General features: G+C 59.6%; 20 protein-coding genes and 1 tRNA gene. 9 read left to right on the forward strand and 12 right to left on the reverse strand.

The window, feature by feature from the left end; translation table 11 throughout:
* Window positions 1-228 precede the first annotated feature (228 nt).
* The 4 genes from LJY25_RS19625 (at window position 229) to LJY25_RS19640 (ending at window position 4235) form a co-directional block, all read left to right on the forward strand.
* A complete protein-coding gene (locus LJY25_RS19625; RefSeq protein WP_227610188.1) occupies window positions 229-675 on the forward strand; it encodes a hypothetical protein in 447 nt (148 codons plus the stop codon).
* A gap of 82 nt (window positions 676-757) precedes the next feature.
* On the forward strand, window positions 758-3064 hold the full coding sequence (locus tag LJY25_RS19630; protein ID WP_227610189.1) for a TonB-dependent receptor: 2307 nt from the start codon (window positions 758-760) through the stop codon (window positions 3062-3064).
* A gap of 123 nt (window positions 3065-3187) precedes the next feature.
* Complete coding sequence (locus LJY25_RS19635) at window positions 3188-3562, forward strand: heavy-metal-associated domain-containing protein (RefSeq protein ID WP_227610190.1); 375 nt, start codon at window positions 3188-3190, stop codon at window positions 3560-3562.
* A gap of 268 nt (window positions 3563-3830) precedes the next feature.
* Complete coding sequence (locus LJY25_RS19640; RefSeq protein WP_227610191.1) at window positions 3831-4235, forward strand: LytR/AlgR family response regulator transcription factor; 405 nt, start codon at window positions 3831-3833, stop codon at window positions 4233-4235.
* On the opposite strand, the gene LJY25_RS19645 is transcribed toward LJY25_RS19640, so the two are convergent.
* The 12 genes from LJY25_RS19645 to LJY25_RS19700 all read right to left on the reverse strand — a co-directional run bounded on the left by LJY25_RS19645 (window position 4232) and on the right by LJY25_RS19700 (window position 16575).
* The gene (locus LJY25_RS19645) at window positions 4232-5002 is read right to left on the reverse strand and encodes a fatty acid desaturase (RefSeq protein ID WP_394799983.1); all 771 of its coding nucleotides are present in this window, start codon (window positions 5000-5002) and stop codon (window positions 4232-4234) included. The genes LJY25_RS19640 and LJY25_RS19645 overlap by 4 nt on opposite strands.
* A 75-nt stretch (window positions 5003-5077) precedes the next feature.
* The gene (locus LJY25_RS19650) at window positions 5078-5926 is read right to left on the reverse strand and encodes a 4-hydroxy-3-methylbut-2-enyl diphosphate reductase (protein WP_227610192.1); all 849 of its coding nucleotides are present in this window, start codon (window positions 5924-5926) and stop codon (window positions 5078-5080) included.
* Between the two features lie 133 nt (window positions 5927-6059).
* Window positions 6060-6536 (reverse strand): hypothetical protein, encoded by a 477-nt coding sequence (locus LJY25_RS19655; RefSeq protein WP_227610193.1) that lies wholly within the window; start codon window positions 6534-6536, stop codon window positions 6060-6062.
* 54 nt (window positions 6537-6590) lie between these two features.
* Window positions 6591-7433 carry a phytoene/squalene synthase family protein gene (locus LJY25_RS19660; RefSeq protein WP_227610194.1) on the reverse strand — a complete coding sequence of 281 codons (843 nt, stop codon included), beginning with the start codon at window positions 7431-7433 and terminating at the stop codon, window positions 6591-6593.
* A gap of 93 nt (window positions 7434-7526) precedes the next feature.
* Window positions 7527-9014 (reverse strand): phytoene desaturase family protein, encoded by a 1488-nt coding sequence (locus tag LJY25_RS19665; RefSeq protein ID WP_227610195.1) that lies wholly within the window; start codon window positions 9012-9014, stop codon window positions 7527-7529.
* A 153-nt stretch (window positions 9015-9167) separates the two neighbouring features.
* Complete coding sequence (locus LJY25_RS19670) at window positions 9168-9683, reverse strand: RNA polymerase sigma factor (protein ID WP_227610196.1); 516 nt, start codon at window positions 9681-9683, stop codon at window positions 9168-9170.
* 288 nt (window positions 9684-9971) lie between these two features.
* Window positions 9972-10865 carry a MerR family transcriptional regulator gene (locus LJY25_RS19675; RefSeq protein ID WP_227610197.1) on the reverse strand — a complete coding sequence of 298 codons (894 nt, stop codon included), beginning with the start codon at window positions 10863-10865 and terminating at the stop codon, window positions 9972-9974.
* A gap of 22 nt (window positions 10866-10887) precedes the next feature.
* Window positions 10888-11376: a sterol desaturase family protein gene (locus LJY25_RS19680; protein WP_227610198.1), complete on the reverse strand. Its 489-nt coding sequence runs from the start codon at window positions 11374-11376 to the stop codon at window positions 10888-10890.
* A 101-nt stretch (window positions 11377-11477) separates the two neighbouring features.
* Window positions 11478-12287 (reverse strand): enoyl-CoA hydratase/isomerase family protein, encoded by an 810-nt coding sequence (locus LJY25_RS19685; RefSeq protein WP_227610199.1) that lies wholly within the window; start codon window positions 12285-12287, stop codon window positions 11478-11480.
* Between the two features lie 128 nt (window positions 12288-12415).
* Window positions 12416-14641 (reverse strand): ComEC/Rec2 family competence protein, encoded by a 2226-nt coding sequence (locus LJY25_RS19690; protein ID WP_227610200.1) that lies wholly within the window; start codon window positions 14639-14641, stop codon window positions 12416-12418.
* Between the two features lie 164 nt (window positions 14642-14805).
* Window positions 14806-15252, reverse strand: a complete 447-nt coding sequence (locus LJY25_RS19695; RefSeq protein ID WP_227610201.1) for a GNAT family N-acetyltransferase — start codon at window positions 15250-15252, stop codon at window positions 14806-14808.
* A gap of 252 nt (window positions 15253-15504) precedes the next feature.
* Window positions 15505-16575, reverse strand: coding sequence for a PhoH family protein (locus LJY25_RS19700; RefSeq protein WP_227610202.1), 1071 nt, complete (start codon window positions 16573-16575; stop codon window positions 15505-15507).
* 125 nt (window positions 16576-16700) lie between these two features.
* On the opposite strand from LJY25_RS19700, the gene LJY25_RS19705 reads away from it, so the two are divergent.
* From LJY25_RS19705 to LJY25_RS19725, 5 genes are all read left to right on the forward strand, one after another.
* Complete coding sequence (locus LJY25_RS19705) at window positions 16701-17474, forward strand: SAM hydrolase/SAM-dependent halogenase family protein (protein ID WP_227610203.1); 774 nt, start codon at window positions 16701-16703, stop codon at window positions 17472-17474.
* A gap of 198 nt (window positions 17475-17672) precedes the next feature.
* Window positions 17673-17981 carry a putative quinol monooxygenase gene (locus LJY25_RS19710; protein ID WP_227610204.1) on the forward strand — a complete coding sequence of 103 codons (309 nt, stop codon included), beginning with the start codon at window positions 17673-17675 and terminating at the stop codon, window positions 17979-17981.
* 8 nt (window positions 17982-17989) lie between these two features.
* Window positions 17990-18526: a Fe-S protein assembly co-chaperone HscB gene (gene hscB, locus LJY25_RS19715; RefSeq protein WP_227610205.1), complete on the forward strand. Its 537-nt coding sequence runs from the start codon at window positions 17990-17992 to the stop codon at window positions 18524-18526.
* Between the two features lie 18 nt (window positions 18527-18544).
* Window positions 18545-18626 (forward strand) — tRNA-Leu (locus LJY25_RS19720).
* A 574-nt stretch (window positions 18627-19200) separates the two neighbouring features.
* A complete protein-coding gene (locus tag LJY25_RS19725) occupies window positions 19201-20763 on the forward strand; it encodes a hypothetical protein (RefSeq protein ID WP_227610206.1) in 1563 nt (520 codons plus the stop codon).
* The last annotated feature ends 8 nt before the right edge of the window (window positions 20764-20771 follow it).

A 20771-nucleotide genomic window follows, 5' to 3' on the forward strand; every position in this document is an offset into this window, starting at 1 on the left:
AACTGCTAACAGGCAAAAAACTCCGCAACTAAAACCCGGGAGGACCGCTCCCGGCCTGCTCAACGTGCCGTTCTGCAGGCCCGTCGCAAGGAGGTTAGGTAACTGGGAACGACCCGCTCTGGGCCCGCGTTGATGATTTTGGCCCCGGCTGCCGGCATGGGCACAATTTTCTACCCCGCCGGCCGAAACCTGCACTGCCGCCGACCTTGCGCGGCGTATCTTTGCCCTGTGAAACGTCCGTTCGCTCACCGTCTTTTCAGTGCCTGGCTGGCCTTGCTTGTCCTCACCGCCTCGGTGGGTCTGACGGTGCAGCGACATGCCTGTTACCTGAGCGGGCAGCAGACGGTAAGCGTCGTGCTGGCTCCGCAGCACCGCTGCCCCGCTCCTGCCGGAGTTTCCCCCGTCCAGTCGACGGCTGCGTTGGTAAAGAAAGCTAGCTCCTGCTGCGAGTTCCACGCGCAGCAGCACAAGCTTAGCGCCCATGCCGCGCCCGGTGCCCTCAAGTCTCTGCTACCCCCGCTCCTGCTGGGCTTGCCGGCCTCGTCCTGCTGGGCCGCCGCGGCCTTTCCAACTAAGGTGGCGGTAGCATCCGCCCCCGGGGTTTACGCTGCCTCGTTTCCCCCGCCCCGGGCGGGGCGGGCCCTGCTGATTTTTGTGGGTACGCTGGTGGTGTAGGCATTTCTGACGAATAGCCCCACGGCCCCGGAATGCACTCCGGAGGCCGGACTTTTTCAGAAATTGCTTAACTTACCTTCCTATGCACCCTCTTTTTGGGCGCGGCCTGCCGGCGTTGCTGATTGCTTTTACCGCAACGCTGACGGCCGCCCTTGCCCAGTCCGATTTAACCCTCCCGGTCCGGGGCCAGGTCACCGATGCCGCTACGGCCTCTCCCCTGCCCGGCGCGGTGGTGCGCTGGCTTCCGGATGCCCCCGGCACCGCGGCTACCACCGATAACACCGGCAGTTTCCGCCTGCTGCGCCCCGCCCGGGCGGGCACCCACCGCGTCATCGTCAACTTTCTGGGCTACCGCCCCGATACGCTTACGGTCCCAGCCAGCAATGCGTACCTGCGGGTAGCCCTGCGCCGCAATGCGGAGCTGGGTGAAGTAAAGGTGGAAGGCCGGGCGCTGACTTTCTCCGCCCTGACGCCCGCCAACACCCAGGTTATCAGCAGCCGCGACCTGACCAAGTCGGCGTGCTGCAACCTGGCCGAAAGCTTCGAAACCAACGCTTCGGTGGAGGTTTCCACGACGGATGCCGTTTCGGGAGCCAAGCAGATTCAGCTGCTCGGGCTGGACGGCGCCTATTCCCTGCTTACCGTCGACAACCTGCCCGCCCTGCGGGGCCTGGCCACGCCCTACCGCCTCGGGTACCTGTCGGGCACCTGGATCGAGAGCATCGACATCATCAAGGGCATGGGCTCGGTCGTGAACGGCTACGAAAGCATTTCCGGGCAGGTAAACGTGCGCCTCAAGGAGCCGGAAAAAGCGGAGCGGCTGCTGTTCAACGCGTATGGCAACGACCTGGGCAAATTCGACCTGAACCTCAACCTGGCCGCCCAGCCTACCAGTAAGCTCAGCACCATTCTGATGCTGCACGCCGACCACCTGGGCCGGCGCGTGGACCGCAACACCGACGGGTTCCTGGATCTGCCCCTGGCTACCCAGTACAACGTGTTCAATAAGTGGAAGTACCTGTCGGGCACCGGTCTCGTCACGGAAGTCGGGCTGGGGGCCCTGCGCGAAACCCGGCAGGGCGGACAGGTCGGCTTCCGGCCCGAAGCGCCCGGCCTGTTCTACGGCACTACGCTGAGCACCGACCGCTACAATGGCTTCGCCAAAACCTCTTATACTTGGCCGGGCCGTCCCTATCAGAGCCTGGGGCTGCTGCTATCGGGCACCAGCCACGCTTTCAATTCGAAGTATGGCGCTCTGGTGTATAACGGAAGCCAGCGCACCGGCCTGACCACGCTGCTGTTCCAAAGCATCCTGGGTACTACGGCCCACACGTACCGCCTGGGGATTAGCTACTTGCACGACGACTACCGGGAGCTGTTTCGTACGCCCCGTTACCTTACTGATACTGACGAAGACTACCGTCGGCGCACCCAGCGCAATCGGTTTGAGCGGGTGCCCGGAGCGTTTGCTGAGTACACTTACCAGAATGCCCGCAACCTGACAATCGTGAGCGGGCTGCGCTTCGACCAACACAACCTCTACGGCCTGGTGGTCACGCCCCGACTAAACGTAAAGTATGATTTCACGCCTTCCACTATTTTGCGGGCGGCGGGCGGCAGCGGGTTCCGGGTGGCCAATCCCATTGCCGAAAACGTGGGCATGCTCGTCAGCGCCCGGGAGTTTGTAATTGGCGACAACGTCAACCACGCCGTCAGCCCCGAGCGGGCCTGGAACGTGGGCGGAAGCCTCACCCAGTACTTTATCCTGGCTGGCCGGCCGGCCACGTTTACGACTGATTACTACTACACCTGGTTCCGCAACCAGGTAGTGGCCGATTCCTACACCTCCCCGGACCAACTGCTCATCGCCGATCTGCAGCCCGGTGGTCGGTCGTTTTCGCACAGCTTCCAGGCTGAAGTGCAGGTGGAGCCGCTCAAGGGCCTGCAGGCCAAGGCGGCCTACAAGTACCTCGACGTGCGTGCCACGTTCGACAATCAGCTGCTGCCCCGGGCCATGGTGGTGCCCCACCGGGTGTTTGCCAACCTGGGCTACGCTTCGGCGTTCGACAAGTGGCGGGCCGATTTGACGATGCAGTGGTTTGGAGAGCGGCCCATGGGAGTGCACCCAGGCACCGAGGGCCACGAGCATGGCAGCGGGGCCGCTACTTTGCCCTACGCTCCCCGCTACGCGTTGCTCAACACTCAGCTTACCCGGGCCTTTAAGCGGGTGGAAGTCTATGCCGGCGTCGAGAACCTGACCGATTACCGGCAGCCGGAACCCGTTATCGGGGCATATGCTCCGTTCGGGCCCACTTTCGACGCCAGCATGGTATGGGGACCCACCTACGGCCGTCTGACCTACGCCGGCCTGCGCTTCCGGATTGATTAACTACCGTACACTGGCCGGAAAATTCAGCTTCCGCGGCGCAGAGCGGCACGATTCTTTCCCCGATATTTGTTTGGTTAACGTCTATCTTCCCTGTCTTTTTTCTTCCGCTTTAACTACTGACTGATGAAATTGCTTTTTTCGCTTTTACTGAGCCTGTTGGCACTGACCAGCTTCCGGGCGCATGCCCAGGACAAGGCAAAAACCTCCGGTACGACCCAGCTGCAGGTAAAGACGTCCGCCGTGTGCGAGATGTGCAAAGCCCGGCTGGAAAAGGCTATGGCCTACGAGAAGGGAGTGCAGGCAGCGTCCTTGGACGTACCCACCCAGATGCTCACCATCACTTACCGTCCGGGAAAAACGGATGCTGGCAAGCTGCGCACCGCCGTCCGTCAGACTGGTTATGATGCCGACGACCAGCTCGCCGAGGCCCGGGCGTATGAGCGTCTGCCGGACTGCTGCAAAAAAACCAATGCCATCCATACTGACTCGGGGCACTAGGGCCTAAGAACAGATCTCACGAAAAGCCCGGACATCCTGCCCGGGCTTTTTTTATGCGCCCTACCACAAAACCAGCTACGCCTTCATTTTGCTATACCTCAAAGCTTTATCTACACCCAGCACCTAGCAAGCTGGAGCGTAATTGCTGCATACTTCATAAAAGAACAGGCTTTTACAGCTAACTTATTTAACATTTTATGGTATATAGTTGAGCCAGGCATGGCTTGTAGCCGTGTTAAACAGGCGCAGTTTTTGCTCGATTTGCTTTATGAAGATTACCTGCCTCCTGCTTGATGATGACCCATTGGTGCTGGACCTGCTGCAGGCCTATGCAGTGATGAGTGACAAATTGGAAGTAAAGGGAGCCTTCACCGACCCGTTAGAAGCCTACCGCTATCTTTCCCAGAATCCGGTGCAGGTACTTTTCTCCGATGTTGCCATGCCCCATTTGAGCGGGCTGGACCTGATTCGCGCCCTGCGCCGCCCCCCGTTGGTGGTACTGATGACCTCGTACCCGCAGTATGCCATGGAGGCTTTTAATCTGGATGTCATCGACTTCCTGCTGAAGCCTCTTTCCTATAACCGGTTCCTGCAGGCCGTTGCCAAAGTGCAGGATATGCTGCCAATGGCCACCGCGCTGGTAACGCCCTCTCCCCTCGTTCGGGTCAGCTAGCTTTTTGAACTGACTTCACCGGCTTCCTTGGCTTGCCAGAGCCGCCACCAGGGCAGGTAGGGCTGGTCGTGGTGCTCGTAGTGATACCCGAAGAAGTAGCAACTCAGGAACGCCCATGCGTGGTGGCGCAGCTGGCTGCGGGATTTATGCGTGTTGGTCGGGGCATGGTCGCCCCGGTGTGGCAGGTAGGTGCCGAAGAAAAACAGCTGCACGGTAGCCAGTACGGCCGGAATCATCCAGAAGGCAATTACATTCTCGACCGGGAACAGCAGCTTAAGCCCGTTGTAGGTCAGGGCCATCAGCGCTACCTGCCACCACGTAACATAGTTCCAGGCAAAGCGCAGCAGCCAGGGCAGAAAGCCCGGGTGTCGTCCGTCGTGAAAGTCAGGGTCAGCCTCGGTGGCCACGTGGCGGTGGTGCTCGTGATGCTTGGGAAAGAGCCGGCCGTACCAGTTAAAGGCAAACAGCAACGCTGCTACCGTGCCAATAGCCCGGTTCAGCCGCTTGTTGGTGCTCACCACCCCGTGCATCGCGTCGTGGGCCGTGATGAAGAGGCCGGTATAGAGGTGCATCTGCACCAGCGCCAGCAGGTAAGGCCAGGGGGTGCTCCATTGGGGACGGTAAAAGGCCAGCAGATACGTGAGCAGGGCGGCCCAGGCCACCATAATCAGCCCGGCAGCCAACACCCCGCGATACCCGATAGGCGCTGGCTTCACCTTGTACAAAGGCGCCGGGGCGGTGAGATGATGAGTGGCAGACGCGGGCATAAGACAAAGCTACGGGAATGGGCAGGCATAGGGTGAGGTTGAAAAAATTACTCCCTCATCATCTCCCTGTTTTACCTAAAAGGCCAGCAGGGCATCCCGAACGTCTTCCATCAGCCACATCGGGGTGCTCGTGGCCCCGCAGATTCCGACCGACTGCCCGGGCTGAAACCATTCGGGCCGCAGTTCCTCCACTTTCGAAATAAAGTGGGTGTTCGGGTTGGTTTCCTTGCAGACCTGATAAAGCACTTTGCCATTGCTGCTCTTGGTGCCCGACACAAACACGATCTGGTCGAAGCCGGCGGCAAAGCGGCGCAGGTCCTTATCGCGGTTGCTGACCTGGCGGCAGATGGTATCATTGGCGTTTACCCCGTAGCCCCGCTGCTCCAGCTCATTCTTCACCCGGTAAAAGCTGCTGGTGCTTTTGGTGGTCTGGCTGTAGAGCGTGATGTTGGGTGGCAGTTCGTGCTGCAGCAGCTCATCCAGGCTTTCGAAGACGACAGCGTCGCCCCCGGTCTGTCCCAGCAGGCCCTGCACCTCGGCGTGGCCATGCTTGCCGTAGATATACACCTTCTCCTGCCGGTCGTAGCTGGTTTTGATGCGGTTCTGCAGCTTGAGCACTACCGGACAGGAAGCATCAATCAGCGTCAGGTTGTGCCGCATAGCCGTCTGGTAGGTGCAGGGCGGCTCGCCGTGCGCCCGGATCAGCACTTTTTCGTTGCGCAGCTGCTCGTAGGTGGCATAGTCGATAATGCGCAGGCCCCGCTGCTCGAGGCGCTGCACTTCTTCATCGTTGTGCACGATGTCGCCGAGGCAATACAGGTACTCCTCCTCATCGAGAATATCTTCGGCCATCTGAATGGCATAGATAACGCCAAAGCAGAAACCGGAGTTAGGGTCGATTTGAACGCTCAGGTGGTGCGGCATAGCTCCATAACCACAGATACAAACAGAATGTTATCAGCCAGGTAGCTGAAAGTGGCTCAACAGTAGCGGTAGTCGCGCTTTAACCGGGAAGCTGGCCCGGCCGCCGGCAGTTCAACTCTAAAGAAGGACCCGGCTAGGGACGAATGTTCTTCAGCTGCTGGGCCTCGGGCTCCGAAACGTGGCCCCGGTCAACCATGAAGCCGCGCACCAGCCCAAACGACTCTGCGTCCATGCCCGACTGGGGGTGCTTGAGCAAGGTGTTGATCAGAAACTGACGATCCTGCTCTACGTGGGCACTGAGTCCCAGAAAGGCCGGCAGGTTACTTTCGACGCTCAGCCGCAGAAAGCGAACCTCGGCGTTGTCGGCATCGAGCTTTACCGCCTGATCGAACAGGCGGCTGGCGTTCTGCACGTAGGTAAGCTTGTTGAACATAGACGCGTCCCGGGCCCGGATGGCTTCGGCCGCAGCCTTGTAGCCCAGCACCACCGGGTCGCGTTGGTCGTAGGCCGCCATTAGCTTGTAAAAGCTTTCCCCCGACTGCTTGTCGGTCGCGGCCTGCTGGTAGAGGCGACGGAGTTTGGCAACGGAGTAGGCGGTGGGGTCAGACACGAGAGTAGTAAGGAAGAGGAGGATAGTGAGCAGCAAGTGGCGAGAGGTTCGTGGTCAGATAGCCCGTAGGCGATACCGGAAATACGAGCCTAGCAGCAGCAAAAGTTTCGTGTTGTCCGGCACCCGCACCCGCCCGCCGAGCACCGCGGCCGCCGGCAGCCCCCGGATTTTGTGAAATAGCTTGAGGTAATACACGTAGGCCAGATACACGCCCAGGCGGGCTGAGCGGGGCAGCTGCACGATGCCGGCGTAGCCCGCATCAAAATCGCGACGGATGTCGGCCTCGATACTGCGCTTCATGTCGTCGTCGAAGCTGGCGTAGTGCACGCCGGGGAAGTACACCCGCCCCCGCTCTTCGTAGTCGGAGCGGATATCGCGCAGGAAATTAACTTTCTGAAACGCCGCGCCCAGCCGGCGGGCCGGCTCGCGCAGCCGGTCGAACAGGGCCTCGTCGCCGGCGCAGAAGATGCGCAGACACATCAGCCCGACTACCTCCGCCGACCCGTAGATGTACTCGTTGTAAAGTGACTGGTGGTAGCTGCGGTCTTCCAGGTCCATCTCCATACTACGCAGGAAGGCGTCGATAAACTCCCGGTCAATGCCGTACTGCCGCACCACCAGCTGAAAGGCGTGCAGCACCGGGCTCAGGCTCAGGCCGGTTTCCAGGGCCTCGTAGGTCTGGCGCTTGAAATCGGCGAACAGGGCGGCCCGGTCGTGGTTGTGGAACGTGTCCACGATTTCGTCGGCCCAGCGCACAAAGCCATACACGGCGTACACGGGTTTGTGGTACCGCTCATCGAGGGTACGGATGCCCAGGGTAAAGGACGTGCTGTAGCGCTTGGTAATCAGCTTGCTGCACGCCAGGCTGGTTTCATCGAACAGGGCTACATGGTCCATTTTTTCAATCGTTTGCGGTCAGGAACACCGGCCGGGCTGGCCAGTTCACCGTTGCGCTTGGGTTTACACTTACCGCGGTTAGCACCGCAAGGTTTACTGCTTTTTCAGTTCCCGCATTACCTCGCCCGCCACTACCTGCCCGGAAATCAGCGAAGGTGGCACCCCGGGGCCGGGAACCGTGAGCTGACCGGTAAAATAGAGGTTACTGACTTTCTTGCTTTTCAGCGTGGGCTTGAGAATAGCCGTCTGACGCAGGGTGTTGGCCAGGCCGTAGGCATTGCCCTTGTAGCTGTGGTAGTCGGCTACGAAATCGCGGTGGGCGTAGCTGCGCTTGAACACCACCGCGTCGCGGATGCTCTGGCCGGTCAGGCGCTCCAGGCGGTCCATAATCAGATGATAGTACCGCTCCCGCACCTCCTCGGGGTCGTCGAGGCTGGGAGCCACGGGCACGAGCAGAAAAAGGTTTTCCATTCCGGCCGGGGCCACGCCGGGGTCGGTCTGCGAAGGCACGGAGGCGTAGAACAGCGGCTTGCTGGGCCACTGCGGCGCCTCGTAAATCTCCTGGGCGTGCACGCCAAAGTCCTCGTCGAAGAACAGGTTGTGGTGGCGCAGATTGGTGAGGCGCTTGTTGATGCCCAGATAGAATAGCAGCGACGACGGGGCCATGGTGCGGCTGTCCCAGTAGGCTTCGCTGTAGGTGCGGTGCTCGGGCCGCAGCAGGTGCTGCTCCACATGGTGATAGTCGGCGCCGGCCACTACCACGTCGGCCGGATGAAACCCGGTGGCCGTCTGCACGCCGGTGGCGCGGCCGTTTTCCACCCGGACCTGCTTGACCTCCTGGTTGTACAGGAACTGCACGCCCAGCTCCTCGGCCAGCTTTACCATGCCGGCTACAATCTGGTGCATGCCGCCCATCGGATACCAGGTGCCCAGGCTCAGATCGGCGTAGTTCATCAGCGAATACAGCGCGGGCGTATTCTGGGGAGTGGCGCCCAGAAACAGAATCGGAAACTCAATCAGCTGCAGCAGCTTGGGATGAGTGAAAAAGCGGCGCACGTGCTTGTGCATGCTTTGCAGCACGTCCATGCGCACCATGTCGAGCAGCAGCTTGAGGTCAGCAAACTCCATGACCGAGCGGCTCGGGGCATATACCAAGCGGTTGATTCCCACCTCGTACTTATAGGCGGCCTGCTTGAGAAACTCGTCGAGGCGGGCGGCACTGCCGGGCTCGTAGTGCTCAAACAGCTGGCGCAACTCCTCCATCTTCGCGGGAATATTCACCGCGTCGTGTTCCCCGAACATCACCTGGTACGAGGGGTCGAGGCGCACGAGCTCGTAGTAGTCGGCCACCTTCCGGCCGAACCGGGCGAAGTAGCGCTCAAATACGTCGGGCATCCAGTACCAGCTCGGGCCCATGTCGAAGGTAAAGCCCTCGGCCCGGAACAGCCGGGCCCGCCCGCCCGGGCCTTCGTTTTTCTCGAGCACCGTCACGTGGTGGCCCTGCTGGGCAAGGGTGGTGGCGGCGGCTAGGCCGGCGAAACCGGCGCCGATGACGATAATAGGGTGGGCTACTTGGCTCAAATGATACGTTGTTAATCCGGCTGCAAGCTACGCGAAGCCGGTCGGAGCGGCGAGGCCGGTAAAAAAAGGGGCCGCAAGCGGCGCAGCCTCGCGGCATCGTCCCTTACGGCCCCTGTCACGCACCCGGGTGCAGGTTTACTCTCTCCCAGTAACCTACTCGCCTGGTGCGTACACCTGCAATGCCTGCTTCAGCTCTTTGCGGGCAATGTGAATACGGTTCTTTACGGTCCCGATCGGGATGCGCAGCTTCTCGGCAATCTCCAGGTACTTGTAGCCGATGTAGTACATCATGAACGGCGTGCGGTAGTCCGCGCCGAGGCCGGCAATGGCCTCGTTGATGTCCGTTACCACAAAGTCGCTGGTAGCCCCGTTGTGGGTGATGTAGTTTTCGTCGGTATTGAAGTACTGGAAATAGTCCGTACTGTCAATGTTGCTGTTACGCTTGGTAATCTTATTGTAGTTGTTGATAAAGGTATTGCGCATGATCGTGTACAACCATGCCTTCAGGTTGGTACCCGCCTTGAACTTGTCCTTGTTGAGCAACGCTTTTAATAAGGTTTCCTGCACCAGGTCCTTGGCATCGTCGGCGTCGCGGGTCAGGTTCATCGCCACGGGCTTTAGAGAGTAGGAAATCTGTTGCACTTGGTTGGTGAATTCCAGAGAGGTCATACTGTTTAGCTTTTCATGGCAGAAAGTTAAACAAATATACGAGGAGAATTGAAAGTAGTACGCCCCGGAGGCAAAATATTTACTTGTCTTTCTAGCGCCTATTTGTTGCGCAGCAAGGTAGTAAGCCCCTGATAACCAAGGGCCGTTTAAGCGGGATATTCGGCTTGTGGGTTGTTTTGACTGATGAAACGGCCAATAGGCTCGTTAAACCGCTGGATTTATCCGACCGGATTTCGTTACTTGCCGGGTCAGATTTGGACGAACCATTGAAATGGTAGGATGAGTACGCTACTCAGCCCCAACCTTCTCTTCGGCGAGCGTTAAAAAATCGGTCATCAGTCGGATGCGCCGGGCCCCGGAGGGAAGCACCAGGTCCTCCTGCTGAGCCAGCGGACCATACAGATAGAGCTTCGGCCCCGGACACAGCTGCGCCAGGTTGTTTACCCAGCTCTGCAGCTCACTGCGGTCCGGCTGGGCAGTCATAACGGTGCACAGCGCGTAGGGCTGGTACTGCTGGCAGATTTCCTGCATGCCCACCAGCGGCATATTCTGCCCCAGATACAGCACATGCTGCCCCCGGGCCCGCAGGGCGTAGTACATAAAGAGCAGCGCCAGCTCGTGCAGCTCCGCCTCGGGCAGAAACAGCACCCAGCGCCGGGCCGTTGCTGGCGCCACGGCCCGCAGGCTCTCGGTAGCGGCCAGCATCTTCTGACGCAGCAGGTTCGAGACGATGTGCTCGTGCACGGGCGTGATGCTGCCGGCCTGCCAGAGCAGGCCCACGCGCTGCAAAAACGGGTAGGCAATGTTCAGCATGGCCGCCTCCAGACCCAGCTTGCCAATGGCTTTATCCAGCAGGTCGCTTAGCTGGGGCTCGTCCATATCCAGCATGGCCGCGAGCAGGGCGCTTACCTGCCGGGCGTAGTCGTGCGGCTCGTCGTGGCAGGCCACCACGGCCTGGGCCAGTTCCTGTTCGGAAAGACTGGCTACTTTGGAAATCCGGTGGCCACGCCCGCAGAGCAGGGCCACATTGAGCAGGCGGCGCAGATCGTCGTCGCAGTAAGTGCGGATGTTGGTGGCCGTACGCACGGGGCAGAGAATGCCGTAGCGCTGCTCCCACATCCGGATGGTATGCGCCTTCACCCCCGAAAGGTGCTCCAGGTCGCTGATTGAAAATTGTCCCACGTCGTCTCTCCTGCTCAGCTAACTAGTTTTGAATGGTGGTCTGCCGCCGCGGGGCCGGGCGCCGCCGGGCCAGGGCAAAGTACTTGGCCGAAACCCAGAGCATGCCGAACTCTTCGCTCCCGTCGCGACCCGTCGTTTTGTGGTGCATCTTATGGGCCATGTTCAGGGCGCGCAGGTAGCTGTTACCGGATTTTCGCCAGAAGCGGAGGCGGCCGTGAATGAGTACGTCGTGCACGAAGAAATATACGGTGCCATAGGCAGCAATGCCAATGCCCAGCCAGTAGCGCCAGTCCTTGTCGTCGGAGCCGTAAATGATGAAGAGCATCGACAGCGTGCCGTAGAACAGAAAAAACAGGTCGTTGCGCTCGAAGTGGTGGGGATGGCGCACATGGTGAGACCGGTGCAGAAACCAGAGCGGGCCGTGCAGCACGTACTTGTGCATAAACCAGGCGACGAACTCCATTCCCAGAAAAGTGGCCGTCGTTACGGCCACGGCTGCCAGTGGTGTCATGCGGTGCTAACCACGAGAATTGCTGGATGTTTAAGAAAAGCACGAAGGCTTCGGCCCCGGGCAAAGCTGCCGGCCCCGAAGCCTCCGTGGTGACGCGGGCCTTATACCCAGCTGATTTTCTCTTTGCTCAGAAAAGCGGCAATGCCCCGGCGGCAGTCCAGGGAGCCCCGGGCTTCGGCATTCATGTGGGCCGCGTAGCGCAGGCTTTCCTCCAGGGGCATTTCCGGAACCCGGGCCAGCATCTCTTTGGTCACCTCCATGCTCTGGCCCGAATTCTCAGTGCAGAGGCGGCGGGCAAACTGGTACACGGTGTCCGCCAGCTCTTCTTTGGGTACCAGCTGGTTAACGAGCCCGAAGTCGGCGGCCTGCTGGGCGGTGATGATGTCGCCGGTAAGCAAGAGCTGCTTGGTACGGGCCTCCCCGATCTTGCGCAGCAGAAAGATGGAGACAATGGCCGGCAGGAACCCGATTTTCACCTCGGTGTAGCCAAACTTGGCCTCGGGCACGGCAAAGGCAAAGTCGCAGATGGTAGCCAGGCCGCAGCCCCCGGCCAGGGCATGCCCCTGCACCTGGGCAATGACCACCTTTTTCAGGGTGTAGATCTGGTGAAAAAGCTGCATCAGGTGGGTGGAGTCGGCCAGGTTGTCGGTGTAGCCGTAGCCCTGCAGCTCCTGGATGTAGGCCAGGTCGGCGCCGGCACAGAAGGCTGCACCCTCGGCCCGTAACACCAGGACTTTGCAGCCCTCGTCGTTTTCGGCAAACTCAAACGCCTGCTTCAGCTCCGAAACCATATCGTAGCTGAGGGCATTGCGCTTGTCGGGCCGGTCGAGCGTAACGTATCCGACGGCGTCCCGGCATTCGTAGCGGATATAACGCAGCGCTTCGAGTTCCTGAGTTGGCATATTGTCCATAATCTTCGTTGCTAGGCGGTAAGGTAGGCGGAGCGGTTGAAAAGGCAAGTATACCAATCTCAACAAAAACTAGGCGAAACCTACCTCTATATCGGCCCTCAGGTTACCAGGGTTGCTTACGCCGGTTCTTAGTCGTTCGGCCGGACTATATAAGCCCCCGCCATCGTTACATCATGCGTTTGGAAACCAGCCGCTTGCAGCAGGGAGTCCTGGCGGTGCACGTACCACGACCGGCAGGAGGAATCAAACACGACAGAAGCTTTTTTACCGAACACACCGGCTACTTCCGCAGGCGTCACGCGGGCATTGCGGCGCAGCACGATTACATCGACCGGGCTGGGCTGCCGGGCCAAGCTCAGTCGCGCACTGACAAACGCGACCCGCAGGCCGCGCCACACGGCCAGGACGATTCCATCTTGGGTACGCAGGGCGGGGACCGGGGTGCCCCACCAGCCGGCCCGGTAGTCAACCTGCCGGCCTTCGCGCTGAATGATGCCCGGCAAAACCCGGTAGGTTCGCTCGGTTTCGCTGAGAGGCAGGGAGTCAACCATCACAATATCGGCCCGGGCTCCCTGCCAGAACCCGCACACGGACCGGCGCGGGATGCTGTAGACCACGAACTGCTCATCGGCGGTGAGCTGACGGGCCGCCCACACCCGGCTTCCCATCAGCAGGCCGAGGAGCGTACAGGCCGCGCCCAGCCAGGCTAGGTGCCGGGCAGCCAGAAAAGTAAGCAGGAGCAGGATGATGCCGAACAGCAGCCACGCCTGCGGAGCCGTCACGTGAATATCCTTAATTAACGCCCCGGGCATGGTCCGCCCGATCCAGAAAATGTACTCGTTGAACAGCCAGATCAGCTGTTCAAACAGCCAGGCCACCGCTTGGGGCAGGTAGTCGAGCCAGCTGGCGGCCGGAAGCACCAGCCCCAGCAACCCCACAACTCCCTTCACGACGAGCAACCCCAGCCCCACGTACACGGCCCCCGACGAAATGGGCACGGCCACGAGGTTGGAAAACAGAAAGCTGAGCGGAAACTGATGAAAGTAGAACAGCCCGAGCGGGAACGTGGCAACCTGAGCGGCCAGTGACAGGGCCGTGGCCTGCCAGATCCAGTTCAGTACCCTGCTCCCCTGCTGCCAGCTCCAGCGCACGTACTGGGGCTGCCAGGGACCAGACCGGGCGGCGGCCCATTCCGTGATATGAAGCCAGCTTGCAATCCGGGGCTGCAGGTAGACGATGCTGAGCACGGCCAGAAAGGACAGCTGGAAGCCCACGTCGGCGACGAGGTAGGGGTCGTAGCAGAGCAGCACGAAAGCTGCCACGGCCAGGGTATTGTACATCGGGCTGTGCCGCCCCGTAGCCCGGGCCACGATAATAAAGCTAAACATCACGGCCGCCCGCAGCACTGAGGGGGAAAGGCCGGTCAGAAAGGCGTAGGTCCAGATAACGGCCAGCCCCACTCCGGCCGACCAGTACCGAAAGCCCGGCACCCGGCCAAACAGCCGGCGCAGCAAAGCCGTTATCAGCGTAAACAGCAAGCCGACCTGCAGCCCGGAAACGGCCATGATGTGGGTAGTGCCGGTGTTGGCGTAGGCCTGCTTGGTTTCAGGATCTACCTCATCCTTGATACCCAGCACCAGGGCTGAGGCCAGGGCATACTCCCGCTTCTGCCGCACGTAGCGCCGAAAAACGCCTTCCAGCTGCCGGGCGGCCCGCATGCTGACGGCCACGGCCAAGCTGGGCGGACGAAAGCCGATGCGGCGGTACTGGTCGGGGTGGATGAACTGCTGATGGTAGATCTGGTGGTAGCTCAGGTAGCGGCGGTAGTCGAACTCCCCGGGGTTGAGCGGGGCTTTGGCCGGCGCCGGCGCGCCGCGAACCAGCCAGACGTCCCCGTACCGGGGCGGGGCCAAAGCCGGGTCGCGGGGAATGGAAACCCGGATGCCACCAATGGCCTCCATCCAGCGCCCCCGCACCCGGACCGCCGACACCCGCACGGTGGTAGCATACGTTGCCGGGCGGCTTACCGTGTAGTCGTTCACCACGGCCTGATAGAACTCCACCTCCTGGCCAAAGCGGCCAAGGTGGTTAGGCAGCCGCGACTCGGTGGCGTGCTGGGTAAGGGCGAGGCCAGCGCCGAACACGGTCAGCAGCGCCAGCAGACCGGCCGCGTCGGTGGCGCCCGGTCCCGGGCGGCGGCTGGCCCAGAGCTGCACGCCGCCGTAAAGCAAAACCAGCCCCAGCAGGGCGGGCAGCAGCTCGGGCAGCGGACTAAGGTACAGGTGCGCCATGATGCCGGCCATCAGCGCCAGTACCAGACGCACAAACGGATAGGAAGCCCACGGTATCAGCATGGCACGAGCAATAAAAAAATAGAAATAACTGCCTAATGGCCGCTGGAGGCGGGAATAATCTAACGACGGGGGTAAGCTGCAAATAATTCAGCAGGAATAAAACAGCCCCCCCACCCGGTCGGATGAGGAGGCTATTTTGGGGCTTGTAACCCGGGGCGAAAAGCTTAGCCTACCAAACCGGCCTGCCAGGCCATAGGGAAATGCTCGATATCACACTCGGTAAACTGCTCCCCTACTTTCACGAAGCCGTGCCGCTCGTAAAAGCGCACCGCGCGCAGCTGGGCGTGCAGGTACACATAGGCATTGGGAAAAGCCGCCTGCACGTCGTTGAGGACCCGGTGCAGCAGGGCAGTGCCCACGCCGTGGTTGCGGTACTCGTCCAGCACGGCAAACCGCTCCAGCTTCACGCCTTTGTCGGTGGGACGCCAGCGGGCCGCACCGCAGGGCGTGCCATCCTCGGCCCGGGCCAGGTAGTGGCGGGCGTCGGTGCGGTCGTGCTCGTCGTACTCGGCATCCACGGGTACGCCCTGCTCGCCTACGAACACCGTTTCACGGATGGTAAACGCAGCGTCGAGGTCGCGCAGGTCGGTAACGGCTTGGGCAGATATCATTTGTTAAGCTGATAGCTAATGGCTGGTGGCTATTAGGCTTTTTCGGTTATTCTGAGGCGAAGCAGAAGGACCTTAGCAGAAGCAGAACGAGAGATTTCACACTTTTGTCCAGCCCGGACAAAGTCCTTCGCGGGGCTCAGGATGACAATTACAGAAGTGGCAGAATCTGGAAGAACCTACCCGAAAATTCAGGGTTAATCGGTCAGAAAAGGGCAAAAAGCTATTAGCTAATTGTTGATAGCCAACAGCCTCTTACAGCTGCTGCTCCTGGTTGACGGGCAGGCCGGCAGAATCGTCATCGTCGCGGCGTTGATCGGGGTGCTGCCGGGCCATGCGGACGGGCCGGTCGGCCTGCTCGCGCTGCTGATTGACGTCGAACCGGTCGTAGGCAATGACGATTTCCTTCACGAGGCGGTGACGAACCACGTCGTCGGCCGTCATTTCCACAAACCCGATGCCGCGCACGTCCTTGAGAATATCCAGGGCCTGCATCAGTCCTGACTTCTGCTTGGTGGGCAGGTCGATCTGGCTCCGGTCGCCGTTCACCATCACCTTGGCCGAAGGACCCATGCGGGTGAGGAACATCTTCAGCTGGGAAGGCGTAGTATTCTGGGCTTCATCGAGCAGTACAAACGCATTGTTGAGCGTGCGGCCGCGCATGTAGGCCAGGGGCGCAATTTCAATGATCTTGTTTTCCTGGTAGAATTTCAGCTTTTCGGCCGGAATCATGTCTTCCAGGGCATCGTAGATCGGGCGCAGGTAGGGGTCTACCTTCTCCTTCATGTCGCCGGGCAGGAAACCCAGGCTTTCGCCGGCCTCTACCACGGGGCGGGAGATGATGATCTTCTTGACCTCTTTGTTTTTGAGAGCCCGCACGGCCAACGCTACCGAAATATAGGTTTTGCCGGTACCGGCCGGCCCGAGGGCAAAGACCAGGTCGTTTTTCATCACCGCGTCCACCAGCTTCTGCTGGTTGGGCGTCTTGGCTTTGATTACGCCGCCCTTGGCCCCGAACACGATAACGTCGGCCGGGGAAGTCAGGGCCATGCTGCGCTCTTCCTGCTCGTCGTCGGCGGCGGAGAGGTACTGGTTGACGGTTTTATCGGTGATCTGTCCGAACTGGTGGTAGTGCTCGATGAGCGAGGACAGAATTTCGTTGATGCGGGCGATTACGGGGGTTTGCCCCTGAATCTTTATCTCGTTGCCGCGTGAAATAATCTTGCTACCGGGGAAAGCCGCCGCTAACTGGCGGATATTCTGGTTGTCGGGTCCCAGGAAGTCAATCAGGGACACGTTTTCGAGCGTGATGATTTTCTCGACCAAGCTGTAGTTTTTAACTAGGATGGATTGAAAAAGGAGCTGCCGGGCGCGGCAGGTCGGCCAAATCGCCTACTTTTGCCGCCTTGCCAGGCATTAAACAATATTACGAAGAACTGAGGATTTCAGACATGGCGCTGATTACGTTTCTGTCCGATTTCGGCTACCGCGACCATTACGTAGCGGCCGTTAAGGCACGGATTCTACAATTAGCGCCTGCCCAGGCCATGCTGGACATCACGCACGGCATCGAACCCTTCAACATCGCCCACGCCCTGCACGTGCTCGGTGCCGTGTACGCCGACTTTCCCCTCGGCACGGTGCACCTGATCGGGGTCAACGACCTGGGCAGCCCCAAGGGCAACTGGCACGCGGCCCGGTTTCAGGGTCATTACTTTGTAGCCGCCGACAACGGTATCCTGGCGTTGCTCACCGATGGCCGCCCCGATGAGCTGGTGACGCTAACGAGCCCTGAGCCCACGCCCTCCCCTACCCGCGACATTCTGGCCCCGGCCGCGGTACAGCTGGCCGCCGGCAAGCCGCTGGCCGACCTGGGAACGGCTACGACGGAGCTGTATCAGCTGCTTAACCGGCAGGTGCGCCTGCAGGACCACCGCATCACCGGTCACGTGGTGCACGTCGACCACTACGGCAACCTGGTTACCGACATCAGCCGCACGGCCGTCGAGGTGGTTGGCCACGGCCGGCCGTTTACCATCCACTTCGCCCGCGAAACCGTGCGCGACATCCTGCCCCACTATCAGTCGGCGGACCCGGGCGAGGCCGTGTGCATCTTCAACAGCCAGCAGATGCTGTGCATCGGCGTGAATCAGGGTCATGCTTCCGAGCTGCTCGGCCTGCACTTCGACTCGCAGGTGGATATCCGTTTCCCGGCCGATAATTGATTTGCCGCCGGCTGTTGGCTTGTCCAGTTTCGCTTCTGTTCTTGCGGAGCCGGTAGAGACGGGCACCCTGCTGCTGGGACTGCTGCAGACCTCAAAATAGCCATTCTGATGCTTGAAACAGGGATTTTCATGTCATTTATATATTATGTTAAATAACAACAGCCAACCTGCCACTTCCCTTTTCACCTTGCCTGCCCTATGTTAATTCGTGTTGTGCGCATGACGTTTGCCCCGGACCGGGTAGCGGATTTCCTGACAATCTTTCGCGACTCCCAGGACCAGATCCGGCAGATGCCCGGCTGCCGCCACCTAGAGCTGTGGCAGGATGCTGCTAACCTGAACATCTACTGCACCTACAGCCATTGGGACTCCGTGGAGGCGCTGAACGCCTACCGGGGCTCAGAGCTGTTTGGGCACGTGTGGCCGGCTACCAAAGCGTTGTTCAGCGCCCCGGTGCAGGCGTTTTCCGTGCACCAGGTAGCCCCCTCTCCCAACCCGGCTCCGTAAACCCCGTTATGCAACCCGACTACTTTGAATTCTACGGCCTGCCGGAAGGCTTCCGGCCCGACGAAAAAGCGCTGAAGGCCAAATACTACGCTCTGAGCCGCGAGTACCACCCCGACTTTCATGCCACGGCCCCGGCGGAGCGGCAGCAGGAGATTCTGCAGCTCGCCACGCTTAATACCAACGCTTACCGTACCCTGTCCAGCCCCGACCTGCGCATGGCTTACATCCTGGGCCAGCACGGGCTTTTGGAGGAAGGCCAGCAGGAGCTGCCCAAAGACTTTCTGATGGAGGTTATGGACCTGAACGAGCAGCTGATGGAGCTGGAGTTTGAACCCGATGCGGAGGCCGTCGCCCGGGTCGAAAATGAGGTTAACGCCCTGTCCTCTACGCTCGACGCGGGTATCGAGCCGGTGCTGGCCGGCTACGAGGGCCTGCCGCCCGACGTGCGGCCCCAGGCCCTGGAGCAGATCCGTACGTATTACCTGAAACGGCGGTATCTGTTGCGTATCCGCGAAAGTCTGGCTAAGTTTGCCACCCGCTCCTGACGCACCGGGAGTGGAAAAGCCCGGATGGCGGAACCGGTAGACGCGTCGGTCTCAAACACCGATACCGCAAGGTGTGCCGGTTCGACTCCGGCTCCGGGTACGATTAACAGCTGAATGCCAGAAAAAGGGCCTTTTTGTAGAGATACAAGGCCTTTTTTCTGGCATTCCTGCTTACCAATTGCTACCAGTGCTTGTCCTTTGTTTAGTTATTCCCAATGGGTGCCAACGCTAAGATTCAAGTTCGGCCAGAGGTAAGGAAGGATAGCATCAGTCAGGTGCGTATGCAAGTGGTGGATCGGGAGGTAGTTCCCATTCGTCTGAAAGCCACTTTTTCCGCGCTGCTGGAAGACTATACAGAGTAATGTAAAAGGCCCCGACGTGATAAACTGGGGCCTTTTTTCATACAGGTGATGCTTGGAGCCAACTACCCTACCTCACTTGCTTACGCTTGAACTATGGCCCCGCGGCATGGGAGCTGTGCTGCCCGCGCAGCCAGATTGAAAGTATATACACTTTTCGTGTTTCCATAGTCTATCCTGAAGCAGAACAGGTTTTACAGGAGCACTTTCTAAAACCTAGGAGTTCTCGATTGTTCATTCGTATTTTTAAATTCCTAATGCCAATCGGGGCTTTCGGAACTTCAATTCCACCTATATCTTCTTCCTAATTGGCCTATGGCAGCTTTGCTTCCTGGTTATGAGTACGATATCTTCATCAGCTACCGGCATAACGATAACCGTTTTGACGGCTGGGTTACCGAGCTTGTCACTCGCTTGCAGGAAGAACTAGCAGCTACGATCAAAGAGCGCCTGTCCATCTACTTCGACCGTAACCCTGGGGATGGATTGGGCGAAACGCATTTGGTAGATGAGAGCCTGGCAGACAAGGTTAAAGCGCTGATTCTGATTCCGATTATCTCCCAGACCTATTGTGATACGGAGCGGTTTTCGTGGAAGCATGAGTTTCTACCTTTTCTACAAAATGCCCGCACCGATGGTCTGGGCTTAAACATCCGGTTGCCTAGTGGCAACGTAGGTGGCCGGGTGCTGCCCTTGCGCATTCATAACCTGGATCTGGAGGATGTCAGGTTGTTGGAGCAAGCTCTGGGCGGCTACTTGCGGACGATTGATTTTGTTTACCAAGAGCAAGGCGTGAACCGCCCACTGCGATTGAAGGACGACGAGTTTCCGAACCGTCAGGGCAACTTGCTTTACCGCAATCAAATCAACAAGGTGGCAAATGCCATCAAGGAACTGGTTGCCGGGATAAAGCAACAAAGTCAGGCTCCTGCACCCCTGGTTCACACCACGCCTTCCTCCTTACCAACTACACCAGTCCCCCTGCCGCCGCCTTCGGCGCCAAGCGGGCCCGTCGTCTTTCTGGCTTGGACGTCAAAAGAGTTGGCTGCCCGTCGCGATGAGCTTGCCCTGGTATGCAGTAAAGCAGGGCTGCAGGTAACGCCCAACACTGATTGCCCGCTAGACGAGGATGAATACCGGCAACGCACCCGGGATGCCCTGGCATCGGCTACTTGCTCCGTGCACTTACTGGGCAACGAGTTTGGGCGGCGATTTGAGGACGATGAGGACTGCTCATTTCCCATGTTTGCCTATCAAGAAGCGCGGCGTCAGGTAGCCGCTCAGCCCGGGTTCCGGCAGTTTGTGTGGTATTGCCCGGACGAGAGCCTGGCCGTAAAGCCAGCTCAGCAGGCGTTTGTGACCAACATCCGCAACGAGCTAACGGAGCGCTGTACGTTTACCAGTGCTCTTAACGCCATGCAACTGGTAGAGGACCTGCGGAGCACTCTTACCCAGCCCGCTGCCTCGCCGCCAGCAGTGGAAAAGGACACGGATATTTTCTTTGTCTTCAACCAGCTGGATAGCGAAGCGGCCAATGCCATTACCGATCGGCTCGGTGAAGAAATTCCGTTAGAGCTCCTCACGATAGAACCTGACAGCGAAGACCTCTACAAGCAGATTACGGTAGAGAATATTCCCCGCAGCAAGCTAGCAGTGGTATACTTTAAATACAGCGCCGACTGGGCCCTGCCTTTTGTGAAACAGGTCTGGCGCTCAGTGGGCGGAGCCGGCTCTACAACGCCCATTCTATTTGTGGGAGAGGACGAGCCAGCTCTTAATCGGCTACGGCTCTTTAAAGCCCCCCGAGTTATTTCCTCCATTCAGAGCCACCAGAGCGTGAGTGAGGAAGTGCGCCGCATTTTTCAGCAAATCCCATAATTACCGTC

It is taken from the genome of Hymenobacter translucens (genome assembly GCF_020685205.1).
Taxonomy (GTDB): domain Bacteria; phylum Bacteroidota; class Bacteroidia; order Cytophagales; family Hymenobacteraceae; genus Hymenobacter; species Hymenobacter translucens.